Source organism: Bartonella sp. HY406 (assembly GCF_025449315.1).
Lineage (GTDB): Bacteria > Pseudomonadota > Alphaproteobacteria > Rhizobiales > Rhizobiaceae > HY038.
This window is the reverse complement of record NZ_CP104893.1, coordinates 1,981,421-1,998,038: the sequence shown is the minus strand read 5'-3', so window position 1 is coordinate 1,998,038 and position 16,618 is coordinate 1,981,421. Positions and strand designations below refer to the sequence as shown.

Annotated in this window: 19 protein-coding genes and 1 tRNA gene; 8 read left to right on the top strand and 12 right to left on the bottom strand. The window is 39.5% G+C overall.

Features of this window, described 5'->3' with window-relative positions:
• Positions 1 to 84 precede the first annotated feature (84 nt).
• From N6B01_RS08465 to N6B01_RS08450, 4 genes are all read right to left on the bottom strand, one after another.
• Positions 85 to 849 (bottom strand): amino acid ABC transporter ATP-binding protein, encoded by a 765-nt coding sequence (locus N6B01_RS08465; RefSeq protein WP_410007207.1) that lies wholly within the window; start codon positions 847 to 849, stop codon positions 85 to 87.
• Positions 846 to 1,547, bottom strand: a complete 702-nt coding sequence (locus N6B01_RS08460) for an amino acid ABC transporter permease (protein WP_262078279.1) — start codon at positions 1,545 to 1,547, stop codon at positions 846 to 848. The genes N6B01_RS08465 and N6B01_RS08460 overlap by 4 nt, the downstream gene beginning before the upstream one ends.
• Entirely contained in the window at positions 1,547 to 2,215 is a 669-nt protein-coding gene (locus tag N6B01_RS08455; protein WP_262078278.1) for an amino acid ABC transporter permease, read from the bottom strand. The genes N6B01_RS08460 and N6B01_RS08455 overlap by 1 nt, the downstream gene beginning before the upstream one ends.
• Before the next feature lie 269 nt (positions 2,216 to 2,484).
• Positions 2,485 to 3,258 carry a transporter substrate-binding domain-containing protein gene (locus tag N6B01_RS08450; protein WP_262078277.1) on the bottom strand — a complete coding sequence of 258 codons (774 nt, stop codon included), beginning with the start codon at positions 3,256 to 3,258 and terminating at the stop codon, positions 2,485 to 2,487.
• Positions 3,259 to 3,428: 170 nt separating this feature from the next.
• On the opposite strand from N6B01_RS08450, the gene N6B01_RS08445 reads away from it, so the two are divergent.
• On the top strand, positions 3,429 to 3,845 hold the full coding sequence (locus N6B01_RS08445; protein WP_262078276.1) for an Lrp/AsnC family transcriptional regulator: 417 nt from the start codon (positions 3,429 to 3,431) through the stop codon (positions 3,843 to 3,845).
• A gap of 309 nt (positions 3,846 to 4,154) precedes the next feature.
• Here N6B01_RS08445 and ctlX read toward each other — a convergent pair whose 3' ends face one another.
• Together ctlX and N6B01_RS08435 are read right to left on the bottom strand one after the other, a co-directional pair.
• On the bottom strand, positions 4,155 to 5,087 hold the full coding sequence (ctlX, locus tag N6B01_RS08440; RefSeq protein WP_262078275.1) for a citrulline utilization hydrolase CtlX: 933 nt from the start codon (positions 5,085 to 5,087) through the stop codon (positions 4,155 to 4,157).
• Between the two features lie 148 nt (positions 5,088 to 5,235).
• Positions 5,236 to 6,285 (bottom strand): ornithine cyclodeaminase, encoded by a 1,050-nt coding sequence (locus N6B01_RS08435; RefSeq protein WP_262078274.1) that lies wholly within the window; start codon positions 6,283 to 6,285, stop codon positions 5,236 to 5,238.
• Positions 6,286 to 6,718: 433 nt separating this feature from the next.
• Between N6B01_RS08435 and N6B01_RS08430 the strand changes: the two genes are divergently transcribed.
• Positions 6,719 to 7,492 carry a transporter substrate-binding domain-containing protein gene (locus N6B01_RS08430; RefSeq protein WP_262078273.1) on the top strand — a complete coding sequence of 258 codons (774 nt, stop codon included), beginning with the start codon at positions 6,719 to 6,721 and terminating at the stop codon, positions 7,490 to 7,492.
• 76 nt (positions 7,493 to 7,568) lie between these two features.
• Here the strand turns inward: N6B01_RS08430 and N6B01_RS15185 are convergent, their stop codons facing one another.
• The 5 genes from N6B01_RS15185 to N6B01_RS08405 all read right to left on the bottom strand — a co-directional run bounded on the left by N6B01_RS15185 (position 7,569) and on the right by N6B01_RS08405 (position 10,439).
• Positions 7,569 to 8,342, bottom strand: a complete 774-nt coding sequence (locus N6B01_RS15185) for a transglycosylase SLT domain-containing protein (protein ID WP_315973308.1) — start codon at positions 8,340 to 8,342, stop codon at positions 7,569 to 7,571.
• A gap of 9 nt (positions 8,343 to 8,351) precedes the next feature.
• The gene (locus tag N6B01_RS08420) at positions 8,352 to 8,540 is read right to left on the bottom strand and encodes a hypothetical protein (RefSeq protein ID WP_182417341.1); all 189 of its coding nucleotides are present in this window, start codon (positions 8,538 to 8,540) and stop codon (positions 8,352 to 8,354) included.
• 61 nt (positions 8,541 to 8,601) lie between these two features.
• Positions 8,602 to 9,726 carry an Mrp/NBP35 family ATP-binding protein gene (locus N6B01_RS08415; protein WP_262078272.1) on the bottom strand — a complete coding sequence of 375 codons (1,125 nt, stop codon included), beginning with the start codon at positions 9,724 to 9,726 and terminating at the stop codon, positions 8,602 to 8,604.
• A gap of 159 nt (positions 9,727 to 9,885) precedes the next feature.
• The gene (locus N6B01_RS08410) at positions 9,886 to 10,170 is read right to left on the bottom strand and encodes a hypothetical protein (RefSeq protein WP_262078271.1); all 285 of its coding nucleotides are present in this window, start codon (positions 10,168 to 10,170) and stop codon (positions 9,886 to 9,888) included.
• 134 nt (positions 10,171 to 10,304) lie between these two features.
• A complete protein-coding gene (locus N6B01_RS08405) occupies positions 10,305 to 10,439 on the bottom strand; it encodes a hypothetical protein (RefSeq protein ID WP_262078270.1) in 135 nt (44 codons plus the stop codon).
• A 362-nt stretch (positions 10,440 to 10,801) separates the two neighbouring features.
• On the opposite strand from N6B01_RS08405, the gene N6B01_RS08400 reads away from it, so the two are divergent.
• From N6B01_RS08400 to N6B01_RS08375, 6 genes are all read left to right on the top strand, one after another.
• Positions 10,802 to 10,877, top strand: a tRNA-Ala gene (locus N6B01_RS08400).
• Positions 10,878 to 11,087: 210 nt separating this feature from the next.
• Complete coding sequence (locus N6B01_RS08395) at positions 11,088 to 12,149, top strand: ABC transporter substrate-binding protein (protein WP_262078269.1); 1,062 nt, start codon at positions 11,088 to 11,090, stop codon at positions 12,147 to 12,149.
• Positions 12,150 to 12,242: 93 nt separating this feature from the next.
• Positions 12,243 to 13,040, top strand: a complete 798-nt coding sequence (locus N6B01_RS08390; protein WP_262078268.1) for an alkaline phosphatase family protein — start codon at positions 12,243 to 12,245, stop codon at positions 13,038 to 13,040.
• Positions 13,041 to 13,853 (top strand): ABC transporter permease, encoded by an 813-nt coding sequence (locus tag N6B01_RS08385; RefSeq protein ID WP_262078267.1) that lies wholly within the window; start codon positions 13,041 to 13,043, stop codon positions 13,851 to 13,853.
• A 2-nt stretch (positions 13,854 to 13,855) separates the two neighbouring features.
• Entirely contained in the window at positions 13,856 to 14,647 is a 792-nt protein-coding gene (locus N6B01_RS08380; protein ID WP_262078266.1) for an ABC transporter permease, read from the top strand.
• A 24-nt stretch (positions 14,648 to 14,671) separates the two neighbouring features.
• The gene (locus N6B01_RS08375) at positions 14,672 to 15,673 is read left to right on the top strand and encodes an ABC transporter ATP-binding protein (protein ID WP_262078265.1); all 1,002 of its coding nucleotides are present in this window, start codon (positions 14,672 to 14,674) and stop codon (positions 15,671 to 15,673) included.
• Positions 15,674 to 15,706: 33 nt separating this feature from the next.
• On the opposite strand, the gene N6B01_RS08370 is transcribed toward N6B01_RS08375, so the two are convergent.
• Positions 15,707 to 16,612, bottom strand: coding sequence for a TPM domain-containing protein (locus tag N6B01_RS08370; protein WP_262078264.1), 906 nt, complete (start codon positions 16,610 to 16,612; stop codon positions 15,707 to 15,709).
• Positions 16,613 to 16,618: the final 6 nt, after the last annotated feature.

Genomic DNA, 16,618 nt, shown 5'->3' with positions numbered 1-16,618 from the left:
TTACCTCGAGTAACTTTTATGTTAATTTAACTATATCTCTCAACACCCATAGGCAGAGCGTTAATTATTTTTTGTTTTCAAAGATCAATGTCCTTGCAAATGTTTGCGTAAAAATTCGCGCGTTCGCTCTTCTTTAGGGTTCTTTAAGACATCATCAGGAGTCCCTTGTTCTACAATGACGCCGCCATCCATAAAAACAACGTAATCAGAAACTTCAGCTGCAAAGCGCATTTCATGTGTAACAATCATCATGGTCATATGTTCAGCGGCAAGCTGTTTCATTACTTGGTTGACCTCTTCTACCAATTCAGGATCAAGCGCAGAGGTTGCCTCATCAAACAGCATTGCTTTTGGCTGCATAGCAAGAGCACGAGCAATAGCAACGCGTTGCTTTTGCCCCCCCGATAAACGCGCGGGGTAAGAATCGCCTTTGTCTGCTAATCCGACTTTTTTTAATAAGGAATGGGCAATTTCTTCCGCGTCATGTTTGGGGATATTTTTTAATATACGAGGTCCGATGGTAATATTGTGCAAGACACTAAGATGAGGAAATAAATTGAATTGCTGAAAAACCATGCCAATTTGTTGGCGCATATAATTTAAATGTTTTTCAAAGGCGCGGCCTTTAAGGGGCAGATTAACTTGATTGCCATCAAACCAAATTTCGCCTTGTGAAATTTCTTCAAGCATATTGACTGAGCGTAATAAGGTACTCTTTCCAGACCCGCTTGGGCCAATAATTGAAACGATTTTACCGCGATCTACGCTAAAATTTATTCCCTTTAAGACCTTATGGGCGCCATAGGATTTATGGATATTGCGCAAATCAATCATAATATTTGTATTCATTGCATGGCTCCTATCTTACGAGTGGTGACATATAATCCGAACTCCATAATTAGATTGATAATGTAATAGAGTAGGGCAGCAACCAAATAAAATTCGAAAGATCTATAGGTTTCAGCAATTGCTTGCTGAGTATTTAGGGTTAATTCGGCAATGCCGATCAAGGAAACAATGGCGGTATCTTTTAAAAGAATGATGGTATTGTTGCCCACCTGTGGCAAGGCTACAAATACTGATTGTGGTGTGATAAAATAACGTAAGGCTTGAAAGTAGCTAAACCCCAAAGATCTTGCCGCTTCCATTTGTCCATTATCGATTGATTGCAAAGCCGCCCGGAAAATATTTGCATTATAGACTGCATAATGGAAACCAAGAACAATGACACCGGTCCAAAAGGCGGGTAAAAGAATTTCCAACTGCGAAAGGCCATAATAAATAAGGTAAAGTTGCAGCAAAAGTGGTGTTGTCATAAAAAGCCAAGAAATAAACCGCAATGGCCAATTATAAATTTTATGCACATAGTTTAAAATCAGAGCGATAATGATACCGCCGAAAAAACTAATAAGACCGGCAAGAATAGTGATAATCACAGTCCACAAAAGTCCCGTTAATAGAAGACTACCAAAAGGTGGAATAGCCGAAAAATCAAGCGGAATCTCATCAATACGTTGCCAAAATCCATCAATAAATGATTGTAACATCAGGATGCTCCACTTATTTTGGTTTTATTGAATGCAGAAATAAGTAACTGAAATAAAAGGAGAATTGCGCTTAAAATTATGATATAGGCAATTGCTGCTAAACCAAATATTTCAAATGAATTGCCAGAATTGGAAGTTACAAATCTTTGGGCTGTATAGGTAAGCTCAATAACGCCGATCGTAGAGGCAAGAGCCGTGCTTTTTGTCAATATAATAGTATTTATTTCAATCGTCCGGATCATAACTGTTGCTGCTTGCGGAATGATAAAATAAAATAAAGTGCGTATTTTGCCAAAACCCAGTGCTCGTGCCGCTTCATATTGGCCTTTATCGACCGATTGTATTGCCCCTCTGATGCCTTCAGACATATAAGCACCAATATTAAAACCCATTGTTAAGGTTGCAGCAAAAAACGGTGTAGTATCAAATCCAAAAGCAAAGGCACCATAATATACAAGAAAAATTTGGATCAAAAGTGGCGTACCGCGCATGATGCTGACATAAAATGCTGCCAAAGGCCAAATAAAAATATGTTTGGAGGACCGCAAGGCAGCCACAACAAAGGCAACACATAGGCCAATTGCTAAAGAGACAAACGCAAGTTGTATGGTTATCCAACCGGCTTGGATGGTAAATGGCAATAATTGTGCAATAAGATCGAAATCCATGACACCTCACTAACACATGAAATAATTGGAAATTAAACAGCGGCGCAGCTTGTAACATCATCGCATAAGCGCAACAAAATTGCATATTTTACAAGATTTTAAATAAGAGCACTTTAGATTAAACTCAGACAGAAAAGTGCTCTTTGCTATGCTTTACAAAACGCTTAAATTAGCCGTCAATACCAGTTGTTAATCAGCTTCCAACTATAATCTGGTAGCCTTTTGGACGACTAAATAATATGGAAAAAACACCATTGCCGCGACTTAGCTTAACGGATATCAGTACCAACCCATTTTTTTGAAATAGCTTCATAGGTGCCATCGGCCATCATATCATCAAGTGCCTTTTTCATGGCAGCCGCAAGATCGGGGTTCTTTTTGCGGATGGCCATGCCAATATCGAACTTTGGTAGGTTGTCATCTTCAATCTGAACTATTTTCGCGTCATTATTCTTGATTGCGACATAAACAACTATATCATCAGATATTATTGCATCGACACGACCTGAGTTTAGGTCGATCAACATTTCAGGCAAGCCTTTATAGGTACGAAGGTTGAATTTATTTTGTTCGCGCGCCCATTTTTCAGAGGTTTCCCCTAAAATTGCTCCAACATTTTTTCCTTCAAGAGATGAAAGTGTTTTATAAGCCGATCCCTCTTTGACAAAAATGCCAATACCTGAACGGTAATAGGGGCCAACAAAATCAACTGCCTTTTTGCGTTCCTCGGTTATGGCCATGGAACCAATAACTGCATTATAGCGGCCGGTAACCAAACCAGCTATAATACCATCAAACGGTGTTGTAACAATTTCAGATTTTACATCAAGGCGCTTAGCAATTTCATTGGCAATATCGATATCAAAGCCAACTACATTATTATTCGTATCCACAAAACTAAATGGCGGAAAAACGCCAGATGCGGCAATTTTCATAACACCATTTGACTTGATCTTATCAAGTTCGTCAGCATGGCTGACATTTAAGCTAAAGAATGGGATGAGTAAAGATAAGCTCATTGCGGCAATTTTTTTTATGTTCATAATTTCCTCCATTTATAAACAAGTACCGAAATTTTAATGCATTATTGTCCCTTTATTGGCAGTATGAAAGTATATATTGGTTTATTTTTCTGTAAAATAATAGAGTGCAAAATGCCTATTTTTGCCATAAACTGCCTTTTTAGGTAGAAAATTGGCGAAAAAGTAACATTATGGATGAGTTAGATCGTAAATTAATTGCCGAGTTAAAAATAAATGGACGTGCTTCAATTCCACAGCTTGCTCAGCTGTTAGGTGTCGCTCGCGCAACTGCGCAAAAGCGGCTTGACCGCTTAATAGACAATGGCGATATCAAAGGCTTTACAATAAAGTTAAAAGATGATGTCGATGAAAAACGTATTCGCGCATTTATGGTCATTGAAATTAATAGTCCGTCAACCAAACATATTATCGCCCGAATAAAACGCACACCAGGCTTACTTGATGTTTATAACACTAATGGTAAATGGGATATTATTGCAATTGTTGAAGTATCTAACATTGTTGAACTAAATGACGTCATTTCAACAATACGTTCTAGCGATGGTGTTGCTAAAAGTGAGACATTTATCATTCTTGGCCCGGCTTAATGTTAATCCATTAAGTTAAAGAAACAAGGCTATTAAATCGCAAAAATATACACTTTTGATTTATAAAGGGGAGGTAAGCGAGAAGGGGCTACAGCGATTTGAGCTTTACGACACTGTTGATGATAGCTATTGTCGTAACCTTTCATTTCAATGAATAAGTCGTTCTTTTGCTGGGCTTTGTTGGCTGAAGTGGTAGTTGTTTTTTACCACTTCAGATCTACTGAAAAATTTTACAAAAAGCTAGGGTCGGCAGTCAATATAACTGCGATATTTTACATGAAATCACCCGATCTATTGGGGCAATACTGATTAGGACCGTGAGGATAGGTGTATGCCCGCAATTGTACAGCGTACTGAACCACCAGCTTGTTCAATTGTTGGGATTTCTAACACAATTGGCGTTGCACTTTCTTCAATAATTGCAATTTGATCAGGCGTTAAGGAGCGATAAGCGGTACCAGATAATGCAAGGTAACGTCCATCTTTTCCTTTTAACTCAATGGCATTGCCTGCAAATTGGTGTATTTGTTCTGAAGTTAGATTTATAATCTTACGGCCAGATTGTTCGAAACGCGAAATGATTTCTTGAGCTCTCGCTTTATTTGAAATCATATCTAAACCAATCATAACAAATTCGGTTGCAATACACATAAGTACATTGGTATGATAAATTGGTGTATTGTTTTTATCAACCGCATCAAAAGTCATTGGTTCAAAGTTAAATTGGGTGCAAAAGCGTTCAAGTGCAATTGGATCGGTACGATCTGATTTAACCGCATATGCAACGCGGTCGATATGATCAAGAACCATTGCGCCGGTTCCTTCAAGGAAAAGCCCATCAGGTTCTAGTCCAGAATAATCAATTACTTCTTGTACACGAAAATTGCGTTTTAAATCCTCGATGATATCGTAACGGCGTTCAAGTCTGCGGTTTGGTGCTTTCATTGGATAAATAGCAATATAACCACCCGCATGGGTCGAAAACCAGTTATTTGGAAAAACTGAATCTGGGGTTTTTTTACTTTCATCTTCATAAAGATGTACGCCAATTCCAACGGCCGATAATTGCTCTACCGCCTTTGTAATTTCATTATAGGCGGTGGGCGCTAATTGTTCGCTTAAAGGCACATTGATCTGAAAACTATTATCGGTAGCGGTTTCTGTATTCACCGTGAAGTGATGAGGGCGGATCATAACAACAGCGGCAGGTGCTTGAACAGAAAAAGATTGTTTGCGAGCCATGTCGCATCCTCCAAATGAATGTATTATTTTTAGGAATTTATTTAATTTGTAATAGCAATTGGCATATGGAAGCTTAAGGCCTTATAACCATGTCACGATTATTTATGCTTTTAGGTTATAAGGCCGTAATTCATTCAATATTCAGTTGCTATTGGGCGCGTTGTAACATGCCAAATAGGTCACGTGGATCATCTGGGTCTGCAAGAATATCAAGTTCTTCGAAAAATTCTGTATCCTTGATTTTATCATGGATGTAGCGAAGTGCTGAAAAATCTTCAATTGCAAAGCCAACACTATCAAAAAGTGTAATTTGGCGTTTATCTGTGCGGCCTTTTGCTTGGCCGGTTAGGACCTGCCATAATTCAGTTACGGGGTAGTCTGCCGGCATTTGTTGAATTTCACCTTCAATCCGGGTTTGTGGCGGATATTCGACAAATGTATCTGCGCGCAGCAATATATCCTTATGCAATTCAGTTTTACCCGGACAATCACCTCCAATAGCGTTAATGTGAATGCCTTCACCCACCATATTATCGGTTAGAATTGTAGCATATTGCTTATCAGCCGTGCAGGTAGTGATAACTTCCGCGCCTTCAATTGCCTTTTGGGCGCTATCACAGGCAATGATATTTAGTCCGCTATTTTTTAAGTTGTTAAATGCTTTTTGAGTGGCCAAGGGGTCAATATCATAAAGATGAATATTTTCAATGCCGCAAATTGCTTTAAGAGCAAGGGCCTGAAACTCTGACTGCGCACCATTGCCAATCATTGCCAGTGTTTTAGCGTCTTTTGGCGCAAGGTAGCGTGTTGCAAGAGCTGAAGTTGCAGCAGTGCGTAATGCTGTTAAAAGGGTCATTTCAGTGAAAAGAACTGGATAACCAGTTGCAACATCAGCAAGCAAACCAAAACCAGTTACAGTTTGTAAGCCTTCCTTGGTATTTTTAGGGTGGCCATTAACATATTTAAAACCATAAATATTGCCATCAGAGGTAGGCATAAGCTCAATGACACCTTCATCCGAATGGCTTGCAATGCGTGGAGTTTTATCGAAAATTTCCCAGCGTTTAAAGTCCTCTTCAATTACCGCGCATAACTCTACTAGGAATGTTTCGATTCCAATGTGATGCACCAACTGCATCATATGGTCAACGCTTACAAAAGGAACAAGTGCTTTGGTAGAAGGGGTTGTTTTGTTCATTATAGCTCCTCGATACTTAATAAACCCAATTATTGATCTTTTAGTGCCAGTGTTATTACTGGTATTGGCGCTTATGTTTTGCAAAATCTCCAATTTGGTCTTTACGAGAAATCCCTTAGCAAAACATTCGTCGTAATCAATTTCCCTTCTTTTATAAAATAAAAAATATTAGTAAAAAATATCAAATTATTATAAATACTACGCATAAAATTATAAAATTTAACAGTCAATTTGTGCAAAATCGCAAAAAAGTGCCAAATTTATGTAAATAGTTTTTTGAGTGGATTAGTAAAATTATTGGTAGTTTTCATTTTATTTGCAGTTGGAAGATTATAAATCGATATTTAGAAAATGAAATCACATTGCCAATAAATATTGTTATGGTAATTATGGCTTCTTTTATTTTAAAAAGTGCGGCAAAAAGGAGGTTTCCTTGAAAAAAATATTATTAATATTACTTGCATCTGCTTTGTGTCCATTGTCTGCATGGGCAGAAAGCCCATCTCACCTTGATCATGTATTGGAAAATAAGACACTGCGTGTGTGCACAACAGGTGATTATAAACCCTATACTTTTTTAAAAGAAAATGGTGATTATACGGGTATCGATGTTGATATGGCACGCTCATTGGCAGCAAGTCTTGATGCCAGGGTGGTATTTGTTCCCACCACTTGGAAAGAGCTCATGCCTGATTTTTTAGCTGGTAAATGTGATATCGCTATGGGCGGCATTTCCATTTCATTAGAACGCCAACAAAAAGTTGCTTTTTCCGATGCTCTTGGTGTTGATGGTAAAGTACCCTTTGTGCGATGTGATGACGTTGAAAAATATGCAAGTGTTGAGCAGTTAAATCAGCCGCATATACGTGCGATTGAGCCAGCCGGTGGCACAAATGAAAAATATGTTCGCAAATATATGCCAAAAGCACGGCTTGAACTTTTCCATGACAATAATATTATTTTCCAAAACCTTGTTGATAATAAAGCCGATGTCATGATTACTGATATTTCGGAAATCTTATATCAAAAGCGCTTTTATCCAACCCTTTGCCCGGTAAATCCTGAACAGCAACTCACCTTTGCCGAAAAGGGCTATATGCTACCAAGAAATGATATTGTTTGGAAAAACTATGTCGATCAATGGCTGCACATTACCAAAAATAATGGCGAATATAAAGGCTTTGTTAAAGAGTGGCAAAGTGAATAGTTAAAGTTAATTTAGCCCATAAAAAAGCCCCCTTTATGAAAACATAAAGGGGGCTTTAAAATGCAAACTTTTAAAATTATTGCGCGCTATAAGCTGTTGCAATGGATAATGGGCCAGGGCGTAAGCCAGTATGCTCTAATACGCCTTTTGCTTTGGCATCATAATAAAAACCACGTGCATAAAGACGTACAGCGCGTGACTCATCACCGTCCGCAACAAGATAAGCACCGGCAAGATATTTTACTGCATAACGCAGATTGGTCTCAGCGTCTAAAAGACCCTGTGCATGACCACTATAGCCCATGCTTTGTGCCGTTGGGTGCGAAATCTGCATCAAGCCCCAGTAAGGGCCATTTCTTGCTTGTGGATTGCCGCCACTTTCACGTAAAACAACCCGGCGAACAAGGCGCTCAGGAACATTGTAGGCACTGGCATATTGACCAATCAGCTGCTCAACCTCAGCAGTTGCATTAGGAAGGTGGTAAGTGGTTTTAACCCGTGGACCAAGATTTGCCGTGTTAACTCTTGTTACCTTTGGCGTAGTCAAAACAGCGCTTGCTGCATTTGATGATGTTTCAATCTTGCTGTAACCAAGCAATGATGTTTTTTGCTTTGATTGCTCAATTTGGCGATATTGCTCATCTAACCGTACAAGGTTAAATTGGCTGTAGCCTAATGGTGTCATACTGGTGCCAAGACGAGAAACCGCTTTGGGAGATACTGAATTTGCTGCAATCGCTTGTGGAGTAATTGAACTTGTAAGTGTTTTATCAACAGAATTACAGCCTGTAAGTGCTGCAGCAGATAAAATAAAAGCAACTGGTAAAAAAGTTTTGATGCTAGTCTTCATGGCTTAACCCTAGTTCCTTTTTCCATTTGCAAGCTCTTCTTCAAGAGCTACTAGATCTTCAGGAAGGGGTAGGCCTTCAGCCTTCATGATATTTAGCTTTTCTTGCAATTGCTCGGCTAATTGGTGCTTATCTTGAGGTTGATTCACCATATCTTGAAGCAATATTGCTATCTCTGCCTTGATATCTTCCAGAGCCATAAACGACACCCATAAAAATTGACAATATGCCTCACTAGCACATTTTTTTTGAAATGAAAAGCTATGTAAGCTGAAGTTTCGCAGATATGGTTTCCGCAATGTTACGATAAGCTGCTGCATGAGCACCATTTGGGCTTGCCAAAATAATTGGTTTGCCATCATCACCGCTGACACGAATGTCGGGATCTAACGGAATTTCACCAAGAAATGTCAATTTGCGTTTTTCAGCTTCTTGTCTTGCACCGCCATGACCGAAAATATCATATCGCTTACCAGTGTCGGGCGCTATAAAATAACTCATATTTTCAATGATGCCTAAAATAGGAATTCCTACTTTACTAAACATTTCAATACCCTTACGCGCATCAATTAGTGCAAGGTCTTGCGGAGTTGATACAATAACCGCACCTGATAATTGCACTTGTTGGGCAAGGGTAAGTTGGGCGTCACCAGTGCCTGGCGGCATATCAACAACCAATACATCAAGGGGTGCCCATAGCACATCGCGCAGCATTTGGGTGATAGCAGACATGACCATTGGTCCACGCCAAACCATTGGTGTATCTTCACTAACAAGAAATCCCATCGACATTAATTTTAAATTATATTTTTCAAGCGGTAACAATTTTTTACCTTCAACCGCTTCTGGCTTGTCATATATCGCGGTCAAACGCGGTAATGATGGACCATAAATGTCGCCATCCATAATGCCGACATTTAATCCTTGTTCCATTAATGCAAGGGCTAAGTTAATCGCCGTTGTTGACTTGCCAACGCCGCCCTTGCCAGATGCAACGGCAATTACGTGTTTAACGCCGGGGATGGGGGTGCGCGGCGGAATATCAGAACTTTTATGGGGGTGACTACTTGCGGGGGTGGATTTTTGCACAATTGGCTTGGTTGGGCGTTTTACTTCGCCCGAATGGTCGCCCGCACGCTTTTCAGCAGTAAGGGTGACAATTGCGGATTTTACCCCGTCAATCGCTAAAACGGTTTTTTCAGCGGCAAGCCGTAAGGGTTCCAACTCTTCTGCACGGTTAGCCGGTACATTAATTGAGAAAAATACTTTTTTATCAGCAATAAAAATTTCGGATACCAAGCCAAGGCTTACAATATCACTTTCAAAATCGGGCCCTTTAACGGCGCGTAAATGTGAAAGAACAATGTCTTGGTTGAGTGCGGACATGATATTTTTCCAATTGAAAATGAGTATTAAAGTTTTACGGCTTGTTTAGCCATTTGTGTACTAGGATATATGGAAACGTTTCCTGAGTGGCAAGGCTTTTCATTAAACATTGTCAAATGTGTTTTGAATTTAACTATATTGGGGTATTAAATATTTGTTTTATGCAATTCCAAGCCACTGTTTTACCTGTTTTGTCGTTTCTTCATCGCGGAGTTCGTTAATATATATCCAAATGAATGTTTGATTTCTAAAATTTATCAACCAAATTTCATCAGTGAGCTTGATGCATTCGCTAATATGATTATAGTTATTAATTGTAGTGTTCCAGTCAGATTTTACCTGCAATTGTGTTTTATCAAGTATAAGTTGGTAGCCATTTTGTGCTTCTGGATTATCTGCATAGAAATTTTTGTATTGGCAGTTAGCTGCAGCTTTACATGCCATTGAATATAATAAAATACCTATATTAATGCCAAATAGAAAATAAATAATAGAAGATTCAATTGTATAAGGGATTTTGCTGACGCCAAGTTCTTTTGAAAATATTAAGCCAATGATAACAATAACGGGTATAAAAACTAGAAGTTGTATAATGAGCTTAATTTTTTTTGAAACGTATTTTTGATAATGTTTTTTTGCATCAAATCGTAATTTTTTTCTCTGTCTTCTACACCTAAGCCCCTAACATGGATTGAAATTTTTTCTTCGGTCATGATTTATCCTTTTGTTCGGGCAGCGCTAAATCGATATAAGATTAAATTTTTAAAGTATGTTAGCACAATTTGTCAAAAAAGTAGATTTGTATACATTCTAGATTTAAAAGTGCATTTTTGTAAAATTATCCTTATTTCGTGAAGATGCTTGTTAATATGAGAAGGTAAAGTAAAATTTATGCCAATAGGCGGATTTTTTCCAAAAACTCATGCAATTTGTGCTTATGTAAAAAATATTGGTAAAATATCAATTTTTTGCTTGATCTTTGTGGAATCTATCTTTAATGAACCGCTCACGAAGTTAATTTACAGCTTCTACCAAATCAAAAGGCAGCTTTATAAAAGTCATGCACATTGATTATGGGGCTATAGCTCAGCTGGGAGAGCGCCTGCATGGCATGCAGGAGGTCAGCGGTTCGATCCCGCTTAGCTCCACCAAATTTCTCAATTTTAGTAGAATTATTTTTATTGTGCATGCGCAACAATCTTGTTTTTTTAAACTTTACCATTATTTGCCTGCAAAAGTCTTGATTACAAGCATTTCATAAAACTGTCATCTAAATGTCAATTTTTTGCAACCCAATTATGAAAACCGAATAGGCAAGCCCTTTTGATGGGGAATCTAGTTGCTTTTATTCGAGGTTGTAAATGCATAACCGTTTTTTAAAAACTCTTGCTCATTTATCAATGGGTGCAACAGCGCTTCTTTTTTCTTGCCACACGCTTTTTGCCGCAGACATTTCTGCGCTAGTTGATGCGGCTAAAAAGGAAGGTACGGTTAATTCTGTTGGTATGCCTGATAGCTGGGCCAATTGGAAAGGTACTTGGGAGGACTTAGAAGTAAAATATGGCCTTAGCCATTTTGATACGGATATGAGTTCAGCTGAAGAGCTTTCCAAGTTTGAAAATGAAAAATCTAATGCATCGGCTGATATTGGTGATGTCGGTTTAGAATTTGGTCCGATTGCGGTTGCTCGTGATCTTGTCCAGCCTTATAAGCCAACCACTTGGGAGCAAATTCCTGATTGGGCTAAGGATAAGGATGGTAATTGGGCGCTCGCTTATACAGGTACCATTGCTTTCATTATCAAGAGCGATTTGCCAAACCCACCCAAAAGCTGGGAAGAGCTAAAAAACGGTAATTTCAAATTTTCGATCGCTAAGCCAGGTAGCGGCGCGCAAGAAAATGCGTCAATCTTAGCTGCTGCTATTGCTATGGGGGGAAGTGAAGAAAATTTGCAGCCCGGTATCGAGCTTTTTGCCAAGCTTGCTAAAGAAGGGCGCTTGCGGTCTAACTCGGTTTCTCCCGCCAATCTTGAACGCGGAGAAATTGAAGTCGCAGCTATTTGGGATTTTAACGCGCTTAATTACCGCGATGCTGTGGGCGGTGGAAAATATACCGTGCTCATTCCATCCGATGCATCAGTTATTTCTGGTTATACCACAGTTATTAATAAATTTGCCAAAAATCCAAATGCTGCAAAATTAACGCGTGAATATATCTTCTCTGATGAGGGGCAGATTAACCTTGCTCGTGGTTATGCGCGTCCAATTCGCATTGACCATATCACTTTGCCGCAAGATGTTGCAGACCGTGTTTTACCTTCCGAACAATATAAGGCTGCACGCGTTATTAACTCAGAAATTTGGAAAAACACAGCACCAACCATTACTCAACTTTGGCAAGAAAACGTGCTTTCTGAAATGTAATGCGCGGTTAACTCAATTAAATTAAGCTTTTGCCGAGTAATTAATAGCTTGGCAAAGGCGTATTTTTTCAATTACGCTATTAAAAGGTGCGTCATGTCCAAGTTAATTTTGGTTGTGCTAGATGGTCTGCGTTATGATACAGCGCGCGAATGTTTAGGCTATTTGGAAGGATTAATTGACTTAAAGCGCGGTAATGTTACAAAATTGCGATGTGAATTACCTGCAATGTCACGCCCCTTATATGAAACCTTATTAACTGGTCGCAGCCCTGCTGATCATGGCGTGGTAAGTAATGCAATTGTTCGCAGGTCTAATGGTGATAATATTTTTGCGCTTTGTCGTAAATCTAATTTAACCACTGCCGCAGCTGCCTATTATTGGGTGAGTGAGCTTTATATCAATGCACCATTTGATTATAAAAAAGACCGCATTTTGATTGATCAAACTAAAGACATTAATTACGGTATGTTTTATTGGGATGATAGCTATCCTGACAGTCATTTATTTGCAGATGCACAAAACCTGATAGATCGCTTTGCGCCGGACTTTTTATTATTGCATCCTATGAATATTGATGACGCAGGTCATAAAAGTGGTGGTAATTCGGTTACTTATCGCAATACAGCTCGTAAGGCCGGTGATCTTTTGGCGCAATATATGCCCAATTGGCTAGAGCAAGGCTATAAAGTCATTGTCACCGCCGATCATGGAATGGGCGATGATGGCAACCACAGTGGACCATTACCAAGTGAATCTGAAGTACCGTTTTATTGGTTTGGTTTTGATCTGAGTGTGGAGGCTTTGCGCCAAACAGAAATTGCGGCGCTTTGCTGTGCTGTCTTAGGTGTAGATGTTGCAAGTCTCACACCCTTTAGCGGAAAATTAGTCTAAATGAAAAGTGCAAAATATATGCGGCTCTATGCCTTGCCTTGGCTTGTTTTTTTAGGCTTTATCATTGCCGCTCCCTTGGTAAGTGTATTTATTGGCTCGTTTAATTATATTGGTGATTTTCTTTTTTATTACCAAAAAATCTTAACCAGCAAATTTTATATTAACTCCTTTATTGCAACCATTGAATTATCTTTGCTTACAAGCTTTATCGGCATGGTTTTTGCCATTCCGATTTGTATTAGCTTACGGGCAAGCTCTTATCTTTCCAAGCGTTTTGCAACTGCTTTTGCAAATTTGGGTTCTAATTTTGCCGGCGTTCCATCGGTCATGGCTTTTGTCATTTTGCTTGGTGCAAATGGTGTCTTAACTAAAATTTTAATTGATATGGGCATTATAAGTGAACTTAATATTTATAGCTTTTCCGGTCTTGTTTTAACTTATTGCTTTTTTCAAATATCTTTAGCAATTGTTTTGCTTTTACCTGTGGTCATTGCCGTGCCACAAGATATTGAAGAAGCGGCTTTTTTAATCGGTGCAACAAGACACAAATTTTGGTGGTTTATTGGTTTACCAATTATTTTTAGGCAATTGGTTGCGATAAGCATTTTGCTTTTTGCCAATGCCATGGGCACTTATGCAACCGCCTATGCGCTGGTTGGTACCAATGCCCGCATTGTCACCGTTCGTATTGGTGAGTTGGTGGCAGGCGATGTTTTTGCCAATCCCGGTCTTGCCAATGCCTTATCAATCTGTTTGCTCGTTGTGCTTCTTGTTCCCATTGCGGTTAATCAACTTATTGGCAAAAAGAGGTAATGATGAAACAATCCTTTATTGCCCGCATTTTGTTAATAGTTTTTGCATTGCTAATGGCTTTGCCGTTTTTGGCAATTATTATCAATGCTTTTGCGGTTGATTGGTCAAATAGCTTTTTGCCACGCGGTTTTACTCTGGTAACAATTGGTGATGTACTCGCTGATACGCGCTTTCAAATGGCATTTTTACGCAGTGTTTTTGTTGCCATTTGCGCTATTGCTTTAGCCGTTTTGCTTATTGTGCCTGCTATTTTGGTAGGTCATATTTATTGGCCAAGTCTTGATAAATGGATGGCACGTTTAATTGTCTTGCCCTATGCTATTCCAAGTGTGGTTTTGGTGGTTGGCTATTTAAAGATTTTTTCAGTACCACCATTGCAGATTAATGGCACAATCTGGATATTGATTTTTGCTTATGTGCCTATTTGTTTTCCCATGCTTTATATTGCTTTAAAAAATAGCCTTAATGGCATGGCAATTGATGATTTGCTTGATGCTGGCCGCCTTATTGGTGTAAAGGATGAAACTATTTTAATGCGGGTTATTATACCGCTACTAACGCCCGCCTTATTGCTGGCTATATTGTTAAATTTTAGCATTTTAATTGGCGAGTTTGTTTATGCCAATTTGTTGGTGGGCGGCCAGTTTGAAACTGTGCAAATTTATATCTATGCGCACCGCAATGAAACAGGGCGCTTTGCTAGCACTATTGTCTTTATTTATCTCATATTTTTATTGGTGATGACTGTCTTAACGCTGGCTTTAAACGCGCGTCTTGCAAAAAGTCAAAACTAGGGAACAAAATTAGGAAAGTATAAAATGACCGGTTTGGTGATTGAAAATCTTGAGGCAAATTATGGCGATAAGACAATTCTTGATGGCATATCACTGTCAATTGCTCAAGGCGAATTTCATGTGCTTTTAGGGCCTTCTGGTTGCGGTAAAACCACCTTGTTGCGCTGTATCGCTGGTTTGCACCAAGTGGCAAAGGGGCGTATTTTGATGGCATCACGCCAAATAGATCAATTACCACCAAGCGAGCGCGAATTGGCCATGGTTTTTCAACAATATGCGCTATTTCCTAATATGAGTGTGCGTAAAAATTTAAGTTTTGGCCTAGCGCAAAAAAAGTTAAGCAAGGCAGATATTAGCAGCCGCGTAGATAAGATGCTTGATATGGTGGCATTAACCGAATTTGCGGATCGTTTACCTGCCAATTTGTCGGGTGGGCAACGGCAGCGGGTTGCCTTAGCCCGTGCGGTTATATTGGAGCCTAAAATATTGTTGCTAGACGAACCATTATCGGCACTTGATGCGCAAATTCGGCGAAAATTACAATTTGAGCTTAAAAATCTGCAAATGCAGCTTGGTGTCACCGCAATTCTTGTCACCCATGATCAGGATGAGGCGTTAATGCTTGGTGACTATATTTCAGTGCTAGATAAGGGCAAAATTGCACAGACAGGTAGTGCTAAAGACATTTTTTATCGGCCGCAAAATATGTTTGTCGCGAGCTTTTTGGGGGATGCCAATATTATTCCGCCTAATTATATTAGCGGTGAAGCTGCGCAAAAGGGCAGTGGGGCTTATCTTATCCACCCTGCCAATTTTATCGAGGGTGAAATTGCTGATGCAGCTTTGAGCTTTACCGGCAAGGTTGAGGATTGTCAAATTATCGGCCAGTTTTTGCGGGTAAATATTCGCTATCAGGATTTAGAACTGCGTTATGACAAAATCAACCAATATGGTTTGCAACCGCCGCAAAAGGGTAGCGATATGACGCTTTCTTGTCGTTTAAGCGATCTACATAATATTCAATGATGGAGTGCGGTAATGGCTTAACTTAGTAGGCGACTACCAACGACCAGATGCACCGCCACCGCCTGATGAGCCGCCACCGCCCCTAAAGCCGCCGCCTCTAGATCCACCGCGTCCACCGCCAAAACCGCCACCACCAAAGCCGCCAGGATCGCTGCCATTGCCTGGTCCTCCGCCTTCTAATAACTCCTGATACCAAAGGAAAAATACAATTCCAAGCCAGCGATATCTTTTGGGGCCGACTTGTGTACCGAATATAGATGCAAGCATCGGTAACACAATTAAAACCAGAAAACACAGCGCAATAATGGTTATAATGATGAAGTTATTACGAGCTTCAATAGATTTTTCATTCTTTATCCGTGCTTCATTTTCGCGAATGCGGCTTAATAATTCACTTTCTTCACCATTTATTACTGTGATAATCGCTGTAGTGCCGTCAATAATTCCCTGCTGGTAGTTATTGGCTCTAAATTTAGGCAAAACAATAGTGTTGATAATGACGCTTGCCGCGGCATCGGTCAAAACACCTTCTAAGCCATAACCAACTTCGATACGGACGGCGCGATCATTTGGGGCAATTAAAAAGAGAACGCCATTATTTTGATCTTTTTGCCCAAGTTTCCAATAACGAAATAATGCATTGCTATAGCTTTCAATATCGCGGCCATCAAGGTTTGGCAGGGTTGCTATAACAATTTGGTCGCCGGATTTTTGTTCTTGCTGAACAAGTAAGCGTGAAAGCTGATTAATCGTATCTTGGTTAAGCAGATGGGCATTATCAACAATACGATCACTTAATTGTGGAAAGTTGGTTTGTGCAAATGCCGCATTATAGGCACTCAAAGATAAAAAGGACAAATAGACAAGTAATGTCCATATAAAAGCGCGCACCACCATAATGGATGGTGCCACTAATGCATAGAAAAGGCTTTTTATCAATGAGCC